Raw genomic sequence first — 16,722 nt, forward strand, 5'->3', positions numbered from 1 at the left:
GATGTACGAGCTTTCGCGGGTCCGCCTGCATTCCGTGGGCCCGGCGGGTGCCCGCTACCAGGACGTCGTGCTCGACTTCAGCGGCGTCGGCGCCAAGATCACCGCGCCCCAGCAGGACGCCCTGTTCAGCGCCGGCATCCACGCGACCGGCCCGGCCGAGCTGCGCCGCCCGTCGCCGGCGAGCGTGCTGTTCCTCGAGAACGGCGGCGGCAAGTCCGTCCTCATCAAGCTGATCTTCTCGGTCATGCTGCCCGGCCGCCGCCAGGTCGTCGGCACCACCAGCACCAAGGTCCTCGAGAAGTTCGTCGCCGCCAAGGACGTCTCGCACGTCGTGCTGGAGTGGCTGCACGTCGAGAGCGGGCACCGGATCATCACCGGCAAGGTCTCCGAATGGCGCGGGCACGTCGTGTCCGCCGACTCCGAGAACCTCGCCGACTCCTGGTACTGCTTCCGCCCGACCGCCGCGCTGGGCCTCGATTCCCTGCCGATGACCCAGGACGGCCGGCTGCTCACCATGTCCGGCTTCCACGACAAGCTCGCCGCCGCCCAGCTGGCCGAGCCCGAGCTGGAGCTGACCTGGACCCGCCGCCACCACGAGTGGACCGGCCGCCTCGACACCCTCGGCCTCGACACCGAGCTGTTCCGCTACCAGCGCGCGATGAACGCCGGCGAAGGTGAAGCGGCCGACGCGTTCGCCTTCGGCACCGACGACGCGTTCGTCGAGTTCCTGCTGCGCGCGGTGATCTCCGAAGAAGAACCGAAGGACCTCGCCGAAGTCGTCGCCACATACGCGAACAACCTGGCGCAGCGTGGGGACCTGCTGTCGGAACGCGATTTCGTCGCCGGCGCCCTGGATCTGCTGGGGCCCCTTGCCGCCGAAGAAGGCGTCGCCGCGGAGTCGCGGAAGATCGCTGAGTCCGCGAAGGCCGACATGGCCGCGCTCGCCGCCCGCGTCGTCGCGCGCAACGAGCTCGAGAACGCGCGGCTGTCCGGGCTCGAGGACCACGTCACCGAGGTCAAGTCCGCGGAGAAGCTCGCCGAGGGCGACCACCGGCGGCTCGCCGCGGCCGTCACCGAGCTGCGCCGCCTGGTCGCGGTGCTGCGCCTGGACGAAGCCCAGGAGGCCCGCAAGCGCGTCGACGGCGAACTCGCTGAGGCGAAGACCGAGGCCGAAGCCTGGCGCGAGACGGCGACCGTGCTCAATTCGCTCAACGCGGCCCGCAAGGCGAAGGACCTGCGCGAGCTGGTCGGCAGCCGGGAGGAGAAGGCGCGCCCGGCGCTGAAGGCGCGCAACGACGCCGCTTCGGCGCTCGCTCGCGGGTTGCACGCGCTGGCACAGGACGCCCAGCGTCAGGCCGACAAGGCCGAAGCGCACGCGGGTGCGTTGCGGGCCGAAGCCGAGAAGGCGCAGACCGAGCGTGACGAAGCCGCGAACCTCGCGGCCGCCCGGCGGGCCGAAGCGCGCGGCCTGACCGCACGGATCACCGAGCTGCGCGAAGAAGTCCAGAACGCCGTGCGAGCGGGGTTGCTGCCTTCGGGGGCCGACGTCGCCGAAGCGTCCCGCGCCGCCCGTAGCGCCGCCGAAGCGGCCACCGCCGAACTCGCGCGGCGCGAACAGGAACTCGACCGCGTCGCGGCGGACCTCCAAGCGGCGCAACGGGCCGTGAACGAGGCGCACCAGCTCGCCGGCACCACCCAGGACCGCTTCGAACGCGCCACCGAGGACCTCGACCGCGCCCACCGCCGCACCGACGCGCTGGCCGCCGAGGGCCGGCTGATCGAGCTGCTCGGCGCGGACGACGTCGCCCTGGAGAGCGACCTGCCGGTGCTGCTGGAGCGGCTGCGCGAGGCGAGCGCGGCCGTCGAGAAGGAGCAGACCGCGCTGCGGATGGAGGAGTCCGCCGACGAACGCGCGCTGGCCGCGCTCGGATCCGGGGGGCTGCTGCCGCCGCCGGAGGACGTCCAGGCCGCCCTCGACGCGCTGGAAGAAGCCGGGATCACGGCGTGGTCCGGCTGGCGCTATCTGTCCAAACTGGACGCTTCCCGCCGGGCCGAGGTGCTGGAGACCCTGCCGCAGCTGGTGTCCGGCGTGCTGCTCAACGACGCCGCGCACGTGGACCGCGCCCGCGAAGTGCTCACGAAGCGGCGGCTGCTGCCGAGCGCGACCATCGCCGTGGGCACCACCGAAGCACTCCTGGCCGAGGCGCCGGCCGCGCCCGGCGTCGAGTTCCTCGTGCCCCCGAACCCCGCGATGTACGACGAAGAAGCCGCCGACGCCGAGCGGGAAGCCGTGGCCCGGCGGCACACCGAACGGCAGCGGCGCCTCGAAGCGTTGTCCGCCAAGCTGTCCGCGGACGGCGCGTTGACGTGGAAGCTCACCACCTGGCGCGAGGACTACCCGCCCGGTGCCGTCGCGACCCTGGCCGAGCAGGCCCAGGCCGCCCGCACCGCGCGCGAGACCGCGCGCACCGCGCTGGAGCAGGCCGACGCGGACTTCGCGCGGCTGAGCGAAAAAGCGGCGTCGCTGCGCGAACGCGTCCCCGAACTCCGCGCGGCCGCCGCCGAGGCGGAGGAACGCGCGCGGCGCCTCGGCGAGCTGGGGGCCCGCAGCGCGCGGATCACCGAATGGACCGAAGACGTCGAGCGCGCCACCGAGGTCGCCGAGCGCGCCGACCTGCAGGCCGCCGACGCGGCGGGCAAGGCCGCGCGGCTGCGCGAGCAGGCGGGGGAGGAGCAGCGCACCGCCGACGGCCACCGCCGGACCGCGACGACCGCGCGCGCCGAACTCGCCGAGGTGCCCGGCGCGGCCGAGGCGGCGGACGGCCCGGTGCCGTCAGAGCCGGTCGACGCCTTGCGACGGACCTACCTGTCGGCGTCCGAGTCGTACGCGAAGGTCGAGGTCGGCAGCGACCTGCGGGCCGAGCTGGAGCAGGCCGAGTCCGCCGAAGCGGCCGCGGGCTCGGCCGTGGAGTCCCTGGACGAAGCGGTCCGGCTCCGCGCGGCCGAGCTGCTGGAAACGCCCGACGGGTCCGACGCTTCCGCCCGCGCGGCCGCGTTGGCGCGCGCCCGCCGGGTCGTCGACGGCCTGGAGGACGAGCGCACCGAAGCGATCGGGCTCGTCTCGACGCGGCGCGCCGAGCTGGACGCGCTGCCGCTGCAGAACGGCGTCACCGGCGAGAAGCCGCGGGATATCGAGCACGGCCTGGAGCTGATCGACGCGGCCGGCCTGGAGGCGTCGGCGGCCGCGCGCAAGTGGGAAGAGCTGCAGGAACGCCGGGCCGCCGCGGAGGCGACGCTGGAGTCGGCCCGCAATTCGGCCTCGGGCTTCGCGCTGCTCGCGGAATCGATGGCCCACCTGGTCACCGACACCGACGCGGCGGCCTACGACGGCGACGTCGAGACCGCCCGCGCCCAGCACAGCCGCCTGAACGCGACGCTCGGCCAAGCGCAGGAAGCCGCCGACGCGGGCGACCGGCGGGTGCGCGCGGCCGCCGACCAGCTCGCGCAGTACGCGACCGAGAAGCGGTTCGAGAAGCTGAGCACGCCGGTGCGCCAGCAGGTCATCTCGGTCAAGCGCGACCAGCTGCCCGCGCACGCCGCCGAATGGGCCGAGGCGCTGCGGCCGCGGCTGCGGTCGCTCACCGACGACCTCGCGCAGATCGACCGGCACCGCGGCGGCATCATCACGCGCCTGCAGGGCATGGTCGACGGCGCGCTCCGGACGTTGCGCTCGGCCCAGCGCGTCTCCCGGCTGCCGGACGGCCTCGGCGACTGGTCCGGGCAGGAGTTCCTGCGCATCCGGTTCACCGAGCTGGAGGACAACGCGCTGACCGAGAAGCTCGGCGAGGTCGTCGACGAGGCCGCCGTCGGCAAGACCGCCGACGGCCGGGACGTCAAGCGCGACGGGCTTTCCCTGGTGCTGCGCGGGGTCCGGGCCGCGGCGCCCAAGGGCTTCCGGGTCGACATGCTCAAGCCGGACTCGGTGCTGCGGACCGAACGCCAGCGCGTCTCGGAGATCCGCGACGTCTTCTCCGGCGGCCAGCAGCTGACCGCGGCGATCATCCTGTACTGCACGCTGGCGGCGCTGCGGGCCAACAACCGCGGCAAGGTCCGCAACCGGCACTCGGGTGTGCTGTTCCTGGACAACCCGATCGGCCGCGCGTCCGCGGGCTACCTGCTGGAGCTGCAGCGGGCGGTCGCCGAGGCGCTCGGCGTGCAGCTGATCTACACGACCGGCCTGTTCGACGCGGGCGCGCTGTCGGAGTTCCCGCTGATCGTGCGGCTGCGCAACGACGCCGACCTGCGGGCGGGCCGCAAGTACCTGTCGGTGGACTCGACGATCCGCAACTCCCTCGACGACCTCGGCGACCCCGACGGCGTCGCGCGGCTTTCGGCGACCCGGATGTTCACGCGGCCGTCCGGAGAGCCCGCCGATTCCGCTGAGGACGAACAGACGGCGTGACGGGAACATCTCCCGCGGTTCCGTGGTTGCCCGGCGCATGACGAACCTGGGGGCGCTGGGCGCCACACTGAACACGACCGGCCCGGAGACCGTCGCGGCCGCCGCCGAGCTGGAGGAGCTGGGGTACGCCACGCTGTGGCTGCCGGGCGGGCAGGGCAGCAACCTGCCGCTGATCACCGACGTGGTCCACGGGACCGCGAAGATCCCGGTGGCCAGCGGCATCCTCCCGGTCGACCGGGTGCCCGCGGCCGACGTCGCCCGGGCGTACGCGGACCTGCCGGCCGGGCGGTTCGTCGTCGGCCTCGGCGGCGCCCACGGGCCGCGTCCGCTGGCCACGCTGAACGACTACCTCGACGAGCTCGACGACACCGTCCCCGCGTCCGCGCGGATCCTGTCGGCGCTGGGCCCGAAGATGCTGGAGCTGGCGCGGGACCGCGCGGCCGGCGCGTACCCGTTCCTGGTGACGACGGACTACGTCGCTTCGGCGCGCGAGATCCTCGGCGCCGGACGGCAGCTGGTGGTGCTGCTGAGCGTCGTCCCGGAGTCCGACGCCGCGACGGCTCGCGAGCGCGCCCGCGGTGGTTCGCTGCGGTTCCTGGCCGGGATGCCGGGCTACGCGAACAACTTCCGCCGCATGGGCTTCACCGACGCCGACATCGCGGACCTCTCGGACGCCCTGGTCGACGGGCTGACCGTGCGCGGCGACCTCGACGCGGTCGTGGCCCGCCTGCGCGAGTACCGGGCGGCGGGGGCGGACCAGGTCGTCGTCCCGGCCGCCGACCTGCCCCGCGAGTGGTGGCCGGCGCTGGCGGAGGCCGTGCGGTGACCTCGGCGCGGGCCCGCGGGCTGACGCACGGCGTCCCGGCGGAGGTGTCCCTCCAGGACGCCCTCGCCGCGGTCGCCGACCCCGTGCGCCGCAGCATCCTGCGCTCGCTCGCCGAAGTGCCGGACTGGTCGAAGGCGTGCGGCACGTTCGACCTGCCGGTGGCGAAGGCGACGCTCAGCCACCACTTCGGCGTCCTGCGCGCGGCGGGCCTGATCGAGCAGCGCGACGAAGGCCCGCGGCGGCTGAACCGCTTGCGGCGCCCGGAGTTCGACGCGGCGTTCCCGGGGTTGCTCGACCTGGTGCTCAGTCACCCCGGCCGGTGAAGGCGAGGCCGGTGCCGAGGCCGATCATCACGAGGCCGCCGGTGCCGCCGACCATTTCCAGGCGCTTCGGCGAGCGCGCGAACCACGCGCGGGCCGTGCCCGCCACGAGCGCCCACGCACTGTCGGTGGCCAGCGCGATCGCCGGTAGGCACAGGCCGAGCACGAGCATCTGTGCCGGTACTGAGCCGGCGGCGGGGTCGACGAACTGGGGGAGCAGCGCGGCGAGGAACACGATCGACTTCGGGTTCGCGAAGCCGACGACGAACCCGTCGCGGAGCACGGTCAGGACCCGGCCGGGCGTCGTGCGGACCTTGGCAGCCATGGCGTCGGTGAGCTTCCGGCGGTGCCGGAAGGCCTGCACGCCGAGGTAGACGAGGTAGAGCGCGCCGGCGATCTTGATGGCGGTGAAGACCGCGGCCGACGTCGTCACGAGCGCGCCGAGGCCGAACGCGACCGCGACGACCTGCGTGTAGACGCCCGCCGAGTTGCCCAGGACGGTGAGCAGCGCGTCGCGCCGCCCGACCGTGAGCGCGCGGCTGATGGTGAACAGCACGCTCGGCCCGGGGACGACGACCATCAGGAAAGTCAGCGCGGCGAAGGCCGCGAAGTGCGCACCGGAGACCATTCGGTGAGGCTATCCCCGGGCCTGACCTGGCGACCAGCGGTTTTTGTCGGTGCCGGGTGGTAGGAATTTTCCGTGCCTTCGACGATCAGCACCTCACAGCGCCGGGCCCGCCTCGCGGTCCGCCACCACCTGGCCGCGCCCGCGGCCAGGGTCACCGACGCCGTGAACGGGGTCGTGGCCCTGCACGCCACGGACCCGGCGACGGTGCACCTGTCGGCGTCCGCGCGGCTCGCGAAGCCGGGGATTTCCCTGGTGGAGCAAGCGTTGTACGACGACCGGACGCTGCTGCGGCTGCTCGGCATGCGCCGCACGGTGTTCGTGACGACCCTGGACACGGCGGCGCTCGTGCAGGCCGGGTGCTCGGCGGACATCGCCGTCAAGCAGCGGAAGCTCCTCGAACAGCACCTCGGGCAGCAGGGCCATCCGGAGAACGTGCCGGAGCCGGGGAAGTGGCTGGCGGACGTCGAGGAGTCGGTCGAGGCGGCGTTGCGCGCCCGAGGGTCGGCGACGGCGCAGCAGCTGAGCGAAGACGAGCCTCGGCTGCGCCAGCAGTTGCTGATGGCGGCGGGGAAGCCGTACGAAGCGATCGGCAACGTGACGAGCCGGGTCCTCTTCCTGCTGGCGGCCGACGGCCGGATCGCCCGCGGCCGGCCCCGCGGAAGCTGGCTGAGCAGCCAGTACGTGTGGCATCCACTGGATGCCTGGGTGCCGGGGTTGCGGGCGTGGGACGCGGAGGAGGCACGGGCGGAGCTGGCCCGCCGCTGGCTGCGCGCGTACGGCCCGGCGCCGGTCGCGGACCTGCGCTGGTGGACGGGCTGGACGGCCGGCCAGACGAAGAAGGCCCTTTCCGCGGTGGCCCCGGTGGAGGTCGACCTGTCCGGCGTACCGGGCGTGGCGCTGGCGGACGACCTGGCGCCGGTGCCCGAGCCGGCGCCGTGGGTGGCGTTCCTGCCGGCCCTGGACCCGACCCCGATGGGCTGGCAGGAGCGCGACTGGTTCCTGGGCCCGCACCGGCCTGCGTTGTTCGACCGCAGCGGCAACATCGGCCCGACGATCTGGGCCTCCGGGCGGATCGTCGGAGGGTGGGGGCAGCGGGCATCGGGCGAAATCGCGTACCGGTTGCTGGAGGACGTGGGGACGGAGGTCGCGGAGAGGGTCGGGGAGGAGGCGGACCGGTGCGCGGGCTGGTACGGAGAGGTCCGGGCCGTGCCGCGGTTCCGCACCCCGCTCGAACGCGAGCTGACCGGGTGAACCGGTGGCTGGATCGGTCGAGTCACGGACCTCACGTCCCGCTCGCGGGCCGCTCGGAAACCCCCTGCGGGAAGCTCGGGTCCGGAAGATCGACTGAATCGGTCCAGCGGCGGGCCCGCGTGGCTGTTCAGCCCTCCGGTGCACCCGGTGCTCCCAGCCGAAACAGCCGATCCGGGTGGGATCCCGTGCCGTCGTGGTCCAGGTGTCGATCACGTGAACGGGGCCAGGTCGTGGACCCCGGCTTCTTAATCGATTCTTGACCCGTTCGCCAAGTGGTGGAAGTCTCGTCAGGGCAGTCAGGGACGCGCATGCCCGCACGCTAGGGTGACCGCGAGCCCGCAAGTCACGGCCGGGCCTCCCGGCCGATCCTCAGAGGAGTGGCAGCAGTGACCGTTCGCGTAGGTGTCAACGGCTTCGGCCGCATCGGCCGCAACTTCTTCCGCGCCGTGCAGGCCAGCGGCCACGACATCGAGGTCGTCGCGTTCAACGACCTCGGCGACGTCGCCACCATGGCCCACCTGCTGAAGTACGACTCCATCCTGGGCCGGTTCCCGGGTGAGGTCAGCGTCAGCGACGAGGGCATCGTCGTCGACGGCAAGACCATCAAGGCCCTCGCCGAGCGCGACCCGGCCAACCTGCCGTGGGGCGAGCTGAACGTCGACGTCGTCCTCGAGTCGACCGGCTTCTTCACCAACGCCGACGCCGCCAAGGCGCACATCGCCGGCGGGGCCAAGAAGGTCATCATCTCCGCGCCCGCCAAGGGCGAGGACCTGACCGTGGTCCTCGGCGTCAACGACGACAAGTACGACGGCTCGCAGGTCATCATCTCCAACGCGTCCTGCACCACCAACTGCCTCGGCCCGCTGGCCAAGGTGCTGCACGACGCCTTCGGCATCGAGCAGGGCCTGATGACCACGGTCCACGCCTACACCCAGGACCAGAACCTGCAGGACGCCCCGCACAAGGACCTGCGCCGCGCCCGCGCCGCCGCCCTGAACGTCGTCCCGACCTCGACCGGTGCCGCCAAGGCCATCGGCCTGGTCCTGCCGGAGCTGCAGGGCAAGCTGGACGGCTACGCGCTGCGCGTCCCGATCCCGACCGGCTCGGCGACCGACCTCACCGTCACCCTGACCAAGGCCGCCACGGTCGAGGAGATCAACGCCGCCTACAAGGCCGCCGCCGAGGGCCCCCTCGCCGGCATCCTGCGCTACTCGGACGACCCGATCGTGTCCTCGGACATCGTCACCGACCCGGCGTCCTGCATCTACGACGCGCCGCTGACCAAGGTCATCGGCAACCAGGTCAAGGTCGTCGGCTGGTACGACAACGAGTGGGGCTACTCCAACCGCCTCGCCGACCTGATCAAGCTCGTCGGTTCGAAGCTGTCCTGAACCCGATGACCGTCAAGAACCTCGACGACCTGCTGGGCGAGGGCGTTCAGGGCCGGTACGTACTCGTGCGGTCCGACCTGAACGTCCCGCTCGACGGGGACCGCATCACCGACGACGGGCGGGTCCGCGCGGCCCTGCCGACGATCAAGAAGCTCGCCGACGCGGGCGCGAAGGTCGTCGTCACCGCGCACCTCGGCCGTCCGAAGGGCGAGCCGGACCCGAAGTACACCCTCGCGCCCGTCGCGAAGCGGCTCTCCGAGCTGCTCGGCGCCGAGGTCGCGCTGGCCGGTGACCTGGTCGGCGAGTCCGCGAAGGCGCTGACCGGCGGCCTGGCCGACGGCGGCGTCGTCCTGCTGGAGAACGTGCGCTTCGACGCGCGGGAGACCAGCAAGGACGCCGTGGACCGCTCCGAGCTGGCCGCCGAGCTGGGCGCGCTCGTCCCCGGCGGCGCGTTCGTCTCCGACGGCTTCGGCGTCGTCCACCGCAAGCAGGCCTCGGTCTACGAGGTCGCGTCGGTGCTGCCGGCGTACGCGGGCGGCCTGGTGCTGGCCGAGCTGGACGTGCTGAAGAAGCTGACCGACGACGTCCAGCGGCCGTACGTGGTCGTGCTCGGCGGCGCGAAGGTGTCCGACAAGCTCGGCGTCATCGCGAACCTGCTGACCAAGGTCGACCGGCTGCTCGTCGGCGGCGGCATGGCGTACACGTTCCTCAAGGCCCAGGGCCACGAGGTCGGCCAGTCGCTGCTGCAGGCCGACCAGCTGGAGCAGGTGTCGGGCTTCCTCGCCGAGGCGGAGAAGCGCGGCGTCGAACTGGTCCTGCCGGTCGACGTCCTGGCCGCGACGGAGTTCTCGGCCGACGCCGAGCACGAGGTCGTCGACGCCACCGCCATCCCGGCCGACCGCCAGGGCCTCGACATCGGCCCGCGCAGCCGCGAGCTGTTCGCGAGCAAGCTGGCCGACGCGCAGACGGTGTTCTGGAACGGCCCGATGGGCGTGTTCGAGTTCGAGGCCTTCTCCGGCGGCACCCGGGCCGTCGCGGAGGCGCTCGTGAAGAGCGACGCGTTCACCGTCGTCGGCGGCGGCGACTCGGCGGCCGCGGTGCGGCAGCTGGGCCTGCCCGAGGACGGCTTCTCGCACATCTCCACCGGCGGCGGTGCCTCGCTGGAGTACCTCGAAGGCAAGGAACTGCCGGGCGTGATGGCCCTGGAGGAGAAGAACTAGTGGCACGCAAGCCGTTCATCGCCGGCAACTGGAAGATGAACCTGAACCACCTCGAGGCGATCGCGCTCGTCCAGAAGATCGCCTTCGCGCTGCCGGAGAAGTACTACGCGAAGGTCGACGTGGCGGTGCTGCCGCCGTTCACCGACATCCGCAGCGTGCAGACCCTGGTCGACGGCGACAAGCTGTCGCTCACCTACGGCGCGCAGGACGTCGCGCCGCAGGACTCGGGCGCCTACACCGGTGACATCTCGGGCCCGATGCTGGCGAAGCTGGGCTGCAAGTTCGTCACCGTCGGCCACTCGGAGCGGCGCGAGTACCACGCCGAGACCGACGAGCTGGTCAACAAGAAGGTCAAGGCCGCGCTCAAGCACGGCATCACGCCGATCCTCTGCATCGGGGAGAAGCTCGAGGTCCGCGAGGCCGGCGAGCACATCCACCACACCACGACGCAGCTGATCGAGGGCCTGAAGGGCCTCAAGGCCGAGCAGGTCAAGGACGTGGTGGTCGCGTACGAGCCGGTCTGGGCGATCGGCACCGGCAAGGTCGCGTCGTCCGCGGACGCCGAAGAGGTCTGCAAAGCCATCCGGGCGACCCTCCAGGAGAAGTACGGCGACGAGGTCGCTTCGTCCGTCCGGGTGCTCTACGGGGGATCGGTCAAATCGGGCAACATCAGCGAGCTGGTGGGCTGCGAGAACATCGACGGTGCCCTGGTCGGCGGAGCGAGCCTCGACGGCGAGGAGTTCACGAAACTCTGCGCACTCGCCGCGGGCGGGCCGCTGCCCTGATCGAGGCCACGACCGGGTAACCTGTGTATCCGGTCCGTCACACAGCAGTGGACGAGTCCAGGGGTACGGTGGTGGTCGGAAACGACCATGCCGTACCCCTGCATTCTCCTAGAGCCCAGAGGATGACATGAAGCTGTTCCTGCAAATCCTGTTGATCGTCACCAGCGTCTTCCTGGTGGTCGCGGTGCTGCTGCACCGGGGCCGGGGCGGTGGCCTGTCGTCGCTGTTCGGCGGCGGGATGCAGTCGAGCCTGGCCGGGTCGAGCGTGGCCGAGAAGAACCTCGACCGGATCACCCTGCTCCTGGGCGCGGTGTGGCTGATCAGCATCGTGGGCCTGGGTCTGCTGCTCAAGGTGTGAGGCGTCCGGCGCCCCGCCGTCGATCGCGACCGGGTCACGACGGCAGGGCGCAGCGATTCGGCGTGCCTATTGGGGGGCGCGCCGCCGATTCCTAGGTGTGAGGATTCATGGTTGGCGGTAACGCGATTCGAGGCACCAGGGTGGGTGCCGGTCCTACGGGCGAATCCGAGCGAGGTGAGTCGGCGCCGCGGCGCCGGGTAGGTTACTGGTGCGCCAACGGCCACGAAGCCCGCCCGTCGTTCGCGCTCGACGCGGAGATTCCCGACGAGTGGGACTGCCCTCGCTGCGGGCTCCCGGGCGGGCAGGACGAGAAGAACCCGCCGGCCGCACCGCGGACCGAGCCGTACAAGACGCACCTGGCGTACGTGAAGGAGCGACGCAGCGACGCCGACGGCGAGGCCATCCTGGCCGAAGCCCTCGAGCGCCTGCGCCAGCGCCGGGAGATCATCTAAGTTCGGCGGCCGAAAGCCACCCCGGGACACCTCGGGGTGGCTTTTCGCGCGTTCACCCTGCCCTCCGGACAAGCAGAAAGCCACCTCGGCGAACCGAGGTGGCTTTCGTGGTCGTTGCCCGCCTCAGCGGTCCAGCGGATACCTGGCCCGGACGCGGAACCCGCCGTCCTCCGTCCCGGACGTCTCGAAACTCCCGCCCAGCAGCCGCGCGCGCTCGGCCAGGCCCGTCAGCCCGTGTCCGCCCGACGGCAGCGACTCCGCCGTCCGGCGGGCGCGCTCGTTGCGGACCTCGATCTTGAGCGCTCCGTGCTCACCCTGGATGCGGATCGTCGCCGTCGCGCCCGGGGCGTGCTTGTGGACGTTCGTCAAGCACTCCTGGACCGTCCGGTACGCCGCCGCCGACACCTGGTTCGGCAGGGCCTCCGGCAGGTGCTCCACCGACAGGTGCACCGGGACCTCCGACGTCCGGATCAGCCGGTCGAGGTCGTTGATCCCGGGGCGCGGGCCGTCGTCGTCGGCGCCCGCGCGCAGCACGCTCAGCAGCGACCGCAGCTCCTCCAGCGTCCGCTTCGACAGCGTCCGGATGACCTGCGCGGTCTCCTGCGCCCGGTCGTCGGTCGACTGGGCCTGCAGCGCGCCGGCCTGCATCGCGATCAGCGTGATCTGGTGCGAGACGACGTCGTGCATCTCGCGCGCCAGCCGGGCGCGCTCCTCGGCGCGGACGGCGTCGGCGTGGAAGCGGCGCTCGCGGTCGCGGCTCGTGGCCAGCTCGGCGAGCTTGTTCGACACCTCCGACCGCGCCCCGATGAGCAGGCCGATCGCGATCGGCATGCCGGCGACGAGGACGCCGTAGATCCCGTCGAGGATGTGTTCGCGCCAGCTGAGCTCGGCGAAGTCCTCCAACGGCCACTGCACGAACCGGCAGCACCACACCAGCGCCGCGCCGACCCACACCTGCCAGTGCAGCTGACGGCGGGTGGCGAGCATGCCGAGCGTGATCATCGACGCCAGCTGCGCCCAGCCGGCGAGGAAGCCGGGGACCGCGACGAGCACGGCGAGGAACGGGAACTTCCGGCGGAACACCACCGCGAGGCAGGCGGCGCCGGAGAGCCAGATGGAATAGGGCTGAGCCTTCTCGGGGATCACCAGCCACACGTCGAGCACGGCCAGGATGACCGCGGCCGCGTCGATGGCGAACGTGACCACAGCGGGGCGCGGTACCGAGCCGAACACGCTCAACCCGCGCTTGCGCACCCGCTCGGCGGCCGATGGCCCCGAGCCGGCGATCGAGATGCCTGGAATCGAGAGTCCCTCTGTACTCATCGCTGGCGACCCCATTCGTCTTGTGGACTTGTTGGTGAGAGGTGCTCAGGGCCCGATCGGGACGCGCAGCGACGGACAAATGTGCGGATGCTAACGAGGTCGCGTACGAAGACGGTAAGTTTCACCCGTTGTCGGAGTTTCGGCGTCCGGATTCCGTAGTCGACTACTCCGTCCGGGGTATGACGGCGAGATGGCGCTACCAAGAGTGGGAGTACTGCTCCGTACTGTGCACCGAGACGACCACATCGTGGGAATCATGTTACCCACGTGTGGTCGTCCGGCAAGGGGTCATCAGGCTGCCATGGACCGGAGGTCGTCGCTGAGCAGGTCGTGCAGGCCGCCGGCGCACGCCTTCGCCGTCTCGATCGACCGCGGCAGCATCCCGGCCTCGTAGGTGCGGACGGCTTCCCCGACGTTCGCCGACGTGGCCAGCGCGGTGGCGAGCTCGGTGCCGTCCAGCAGCGCCAGGTTCGCGCCGACGCCCAGCGGCGGCATCAGGTGCGCGGCGTCGCCGAGCAGCGTGAGCCCGGGGGTGTGGGTCCACGCGTGCGGGACGGGGAGGACCTGCAGCGGCCGGTGCGTGAAGCCGCCGTCGACGTCGTGCAGGAACGCGAGCACGCTCGGGTGCCAGCCGGCGTAGCGCTCCAGCAGGGTCGCGCGCACGGCCTCCGTGTCGGCGAAGTCGAGCCCCCTCGCCCAGTCTTCGGGCGCGTAGAACGTCGCGTAGCAGCGGATGTGGCCGGTGCTGGTGCGCTGCGCGACGAGCGCTTTGCCGTCGACCTTCGTCATCAGCGTGCCCTGGCCGGTGAGCGCGGCCAGGCCCGGGTGGCGGCGGTCGGCGTCGTCGAGGCCGAACTCGACGAACGTGACGCCGCTGTACTCGGGCCGGACGCCGGTGAGGGCGCGCCGGACGCGCGACCAGGCGCCGTCCGCGCCGACGACCAGGTCGAAGTCCTGGTCCGTGCCGTCGGCGAAGGTCACGCGCCCGGTTTTGGAGACGTCGGTGATCGGCCGGCCCCACTGGACGGTGCCGGGGGAGAGGGAGCCGAGGAGCAGGCCGCGGAGCTGGCCGCGGTCGATCTCGGGGCGGAAGTCGTCGCCTTCGGCGGGGGTCTCGTCGAAGACGGTCTCGCCGGTGCGTGGGTCGACTGCCCGCATCTGCTGGCCTTCGGGGCGGGCCAAGGTGCGGAACGGTTCGTACAGCTGCGCGGTGCGCATGGCGACCTGGCCCGTGTCGCCGTGGAGGTCGAGCGTGCCGCCCTGGGGGCGGGAGTCGGCCGAGGGTTCCTGTTCGAAGACGGTGACGTCGATGTCGTGGAGCTGCAGGACGCGGGCACAGGCGAGCCCGCCGAGGCCGGCGCCGACGATCGCGATGGAGTTCATGGCTTCCCCCTGGAAGTTCGGTGCCGCCGGCTGGTCCGGCGGCCTGAAGCCAGAAAAGCATAGTGACTTAAAAAGTGCAATGACTAAACTTTTGAAGTGAGTCCACCATCACGTAGGCTGACGTCCATGACCGAAGTGATCGGGCGCCGCGAGCGCAAGAAGGCGCAGACCCGGCAGGCGCTGGCCGACGCGGCGCTGGAGCTGTTCCTGGCGCGCGGCTACGACGAGGTCGGGGTGAAGGAGGTGGCGGACGCCGCCGACGTCTCGGTGACGACGTTGTTCAAGTACTTCCCGAGCAAGGAAGCGCTGCTGTTCGACCAGGACGACGACATCGAGGCGGGGCTGGTCCTGGCGGTCCGCGGCCGCCCGCCGGGGTACTCGATCGTGGACGCCCTGCGCGAGCACATGCTGCGCGACAGCGCGGACGGCGGACCGAGCGACGAGTTCATCGGTCTGATCGAGAGCACCCCGGTCCTGCGCGACTACGCCCGCCGGATGTGGATGCGCCACGAGACGGCGCTGGCGAAGGCGATCGCGGAGGAGATGGATGCCCCGGAGGACGACGTGTCGTGCGCGTCGCTGGCGCGGTTCGCGCTGGCGTCACGAGAGCTGATCGTCGGCGCGAAGAACCCGCGAAAGGCGGCGGAGGAGATCTTCGGCAACCTGGGCCGCGGCTGGCGGGTGGACTAGCGCGGAACGCGATGGCCGGAACCGGGAGGCTCGCCGGGGCGTGCGAGGCAAACCGGGCGGGTGCTCAGAACAGCTTGCCGATGACCTCGTGCCAGGTGGCCACGGACTGGGCCAGCTGCGCGGACCCCTTGGTGGCCTCGGTGATCGCCGCCAGTGCCGCCTTCGCCCTGCTGCGCTTGCGTTCTTCACCCGGCTCGGCGGCGGCGTCCGCGACGTCCTCGACGTGGTGGAGCGCTTCCTGCCGTGCGGCGTCGGTGAGGCCCGGGGCCTGGCGGATCGCCTCGCCGAGCGCGCGGATCGCGTCCGCCAGTTCGGTGTCGCCCCGCTGGGCGACCGGCGCGAGGGTCGTGTTGATCGTGCCGATCGAGCTCCGCACGTTCACGTTGCCGTCGTTGTGCCCGACGTTGACGGTGATCCGGTCACCGGTCCCCTGGGCGTAGGAATCCATGTTCGCGCGTACCTCCGTCAGATAGGCGAGTGCGATGTCGACGTGGGCCAGGTAGATGTGGGCGTGACTGCCCGGGTCGATGTCCTTCGCGCGCCACGCGGCGACGCCGGCGAACCCCGGTGTCGCCCGCGCGAGCCGCTCGCGCAGCTCCAGGGTGACGAACCCGTCGAGGACGCCGCCGTCGAGCCGCCACTTCGCGCCGAACGGGCCGGGCCATGCAGCGGCCCGGCGCTCTTTCACGGTTCCGTCGATGAACTCGTCGAGCTGCGCGGACACCGCCTCCGCGGACATTTCCTCGCGGAGCCTGCCTTCGTCGGGACGGTGGACCGCCGGTGGTTCCGGTGGCGGGACCGCCGCGAGACCGTCCGCGAGCGTGGTGAGCGTGGCGTGCAGGTCGTCGAAGAACTTCTCCCACGAGCTGCCGGGGAGCACCGGGACTCCCGCGCCGTCGCCCGGGCGCGAATTGTCCTTCAGGATCGCGTCGAACGCGGCTTTCCGCGGGGTGATCGCCCGGACGATCAGCTGCGCGGCAGCCCGGTGCACGTCCGCCAGCAGGGCGCTTCGCGCGTCCGACCAGGCCAGCACATCGTGCAGGTGCTGGAACACCTCGGTCGCGGGCCGGGTGCCGTCCTCGGCGGGTCCCCATCCGGTTTCGGTCCGATTCCGGTACTTCCCCGGTACGAGACGGCGGCCGGCCGGGGAGCGCAGGAACTCCGCGTGTGCCCGCGCTTCACCGGCGATGGCCGCCGTGAGGCCGGCCAAGGCATCCCGGACGACCCGCCGGGCTTGGTCCGCCGGCCGCGGGCCCGGCCCGGCTGCCGGAACCGGCAGCCGGACCGGCGCCGGCCTGCGTCCCCGGAAGCCGGGATACCGCGTCTTCTTCGCCCACGCTTGCACTTCGTCGTAGGCCGCGGTCAGCGCTTCGGCCTCGTTCCGTTCCGCGGCTCGCCGTTTGTCGTACTTGAGCGCCAGGTGGAGCCCTCCGGCGAACAAGATCGCCAAGAAGACGAGAGCGCCCACGGCGCCGTCGTCGTTGTCCGCAGCGGCGGCGGCCAGCGCCGGCCAGACCGGATCCCCCACGAGCACCCTCCCCAGGGCTTTCGCCCACACAGGGTGCGAGCGCCGTCACCCCATGATGCCCGAGGGGGCGGGCGGCACGCTCAGGAACGACGAAGGCCCCCTCGG

14 protein-coding genes are annotated in these 16,722 nt (G+C 72.0%); 10 read left to right on the forward strand and 4 right to left on the reverse strand.

Annotated features, from left to right (window positions below):
• Window position 1: 1 nt before the first annotated feature.
• The 3 genes from ACERZO_RS00490 to ACERZO_RS00500 are packed head-to-tail and all read left to right on the forward strand — an operon-like array spanning window position 2 to window position 5,611.
• Complete coding sequence (locus ACERZO_RS00490; RefSeq protein ID WP_372660001.1) at window positions 2-4,462, forward strand: hypothetical protein; 4,461 nt, start codon at window positions 2-4, stop codon at window positions 4,460-4,462.
• A gap of 37 nt (window positions 4,463-4,499) precedes the next feature.
• Window positions 4,500-5,288 (forward strand): TIGR03620 family F420-dependent LLM class oxidoreductase, encoded by a 789-nt coding sequence (locus ACERZO_RS00495; protein ID WP_372660003.1) that lies wholly within the window; start codon window positions 4,500-4,502, stop codon window positions 5,286-5,288.
• On the forward strand, window positions 5,285-5,611 hold the full coding sequence (locus ACERZO_RS00500; protein WP_372660005.1) for an ArsR/SmtB family transcription factor: 327 nt from the start codon (window positions 5,285-5,287) through the stop codon (window positions 5,609-5,611). Before ACERZO_RS00495 ends, ACERZO_RS00500 begins: the two co-directional genes overlap by 4 nt.
• Here ACERZO_RS00500 and ACERZO_RS00505 read toward each other — a convergent pair.
• Entirely contained in the window at window positions 5,592-6,236 is a 645-nt protein-coding gene (locus tag ACERZO_RS00505) for a LysE family translocator (protein WP_372660007.1), read from the reverse strand. The genes ACERZO_RS00500 and ACERZO_RS00505 overlap by 20 nt on opposite strands.
• A 72-nt stretch (window positions 6,237-6,308) precedes the next feature.
• On the opposite strand from ACERZO_RS00505, the gene ACERZO_RS00510 reads away from it, so the two are divergent.
• The 6 genes from ACERZO_RS00510 to ACERZO_RS00535 all read left to right on the forward strand — a co-directional run bounded on the left by ACERZO_RS00510 (window position 6,309) and on the right by ACERZO_RS00535 (window position 11,693).
• Complete coding sequence (locus tag ACERZO_RS00510; RefSeq protein WP_372660009.1) at window positions 6,309-7,487, forward strand: winged helix DNA-binding domain-containing protein; 1,179 nt, start codon at window positions 6,309-6,311, stop codon at window positions 7,485-7,487.
• A 386-nt stretch (window positions 7,488-7,873) separates the two neighbouring features.
• The gene (gene gap, locus ACERZO_RS00515) at window positions 7,874-8,878 is read left to right on the forward strand and encodes a type I glyceraldehyde-3-phosphate dehydrogenase (protein WP_372660011.1); all 1,005 of its coding nucleotides are present in this window, start codon (window positions 7,874-7,876) and stop codon (window positions 8,876-8,878) included.
• A 5-nt stretch (window positions 8,879-8,883) separates the two neighbouring features.
• The gene (locus ACERZO_RS00520) at window positions 8,884-10,098 is read left to right on the forward strand and encodes a phosphoglycerate kinase (RefSeq protein ID WP_372660013.1); all 1,215 of its coding nucleotides are present in this window, start codon (window positions 8,884-8,886) and stop codon (window positions 10,096-10,098) included.
• A complete protein-coding gene (gene tpiA, locus ACERZO_RS00525) occupies window positions 10,098-10,883 on the forward strand; it encodes a triose-phosphate isomerase (protein WP_372660015.1) in 786 nt (261 codons plus the stop codon). The genes ACERZO_RS00520 and tpiA overlap by 1 nt, the downstream gene beginning before the upstream one ends.
• A 127-nt stretch (window positions 10,884-11,010) precedes the next feature.
• On the forward strand, window positions 11,011-11,241 hold the full coding sequence (gene secG, locus ACERZO_RS00530; protein ID WP_086845181.1) for a preprotein translocase subunit SecG: 231 nt from the start codon (window positions 11,011-11,013) through the stop codon (window positions 11,239-11,241).
• 107 nt (window positions 11,242-11,348) lie between these two features.
• Window positions 11,349-11,693: an RNA polymerase-binding protein RbpA gene (locus ACERZO_RS00535; protein ID WP_086671261.1), complete on the forward strand. Its 345-nt coding sequence runs from the start codon at window positions 11,349-11,351 to the stop codon at window positions 11,691-11,693.
• 123 nt (window positions 11,694-11,816) lie between these two features.
• Here the strand turns inward: ACERZO_RS00535 and ACERZO_RS00540 are convergent, their stop codons facing one another.
• Both ACERZO_RS00540 and ACERZO_RS00545 read right to left on the reverse strand, forming a co-directional pair.
• Complete coding sequence (locus ACERZO_RS00540) at window positions 11,817-13,016, reverse strand: sensor histidine kinase (protein WP_372660018.1); 1,200 nt, start codon at window positions 13,014-13,016, stop codon at window positions 11,817-11,819.
• A gap of 291 nt (window positions 13,017-13,307) precedes the next feature.
• Entirely contained in the window at window positions 13,308-14,399 is a 1,092-nt protein-coding gene (locus tag ACERZO_RS00545; protein ID WP_372660020.1) for an FAD-dependent oxidoreductase, read from the reverse strand.
• Between the two features lie 126 nt (window positions 14,400-14,525).
• On the opposite strand from ACERZO_RS00545, the gene ACERZO_RS00550 reads away from it, so the two are divergent.
• Window positions 14,526-15,089, forward strand: coding sequence for a TetR/AcrR family transcriptional regulator (locus ACERZO_RS00550; protein WP_372660022.1), 564 nt, complete (start codon window positions 14,526-14,528; stop codon window positions 15,087-15,089).
• A 64-nt stretch (window positions 15,090-15,153) separates the two neighbouring features.
• Here the strand turns inward: ACERZO_RS00550 and ACERZO_RS00555 are convergent, their stop codons facing one another.
• Window positions 15,154-16,617, reverse strand: a complete 1,464-nt coding sequence (locus ACERZO_RS00555) for a hypothetical protein (protein WP_372660024.1) — start codon at window positions 16,615-16,617, stop codon at window positions 15,154-15,156.
• Window positions 16,618-16,722 lie beyond the last annotated feature (105 nt).

It is taken from the genome of Amycolatopsis kentuckyensis (assembly GCF_041679295.1).
GTDB classification, from domain to species: domain Bacteria; phylum Actinomycetota; class Actinomycetes; order Mycobacteriales; family Pseudonocardiaceae; genus Amycolatopsis; species Amycolatopsis kentuckyensis_A.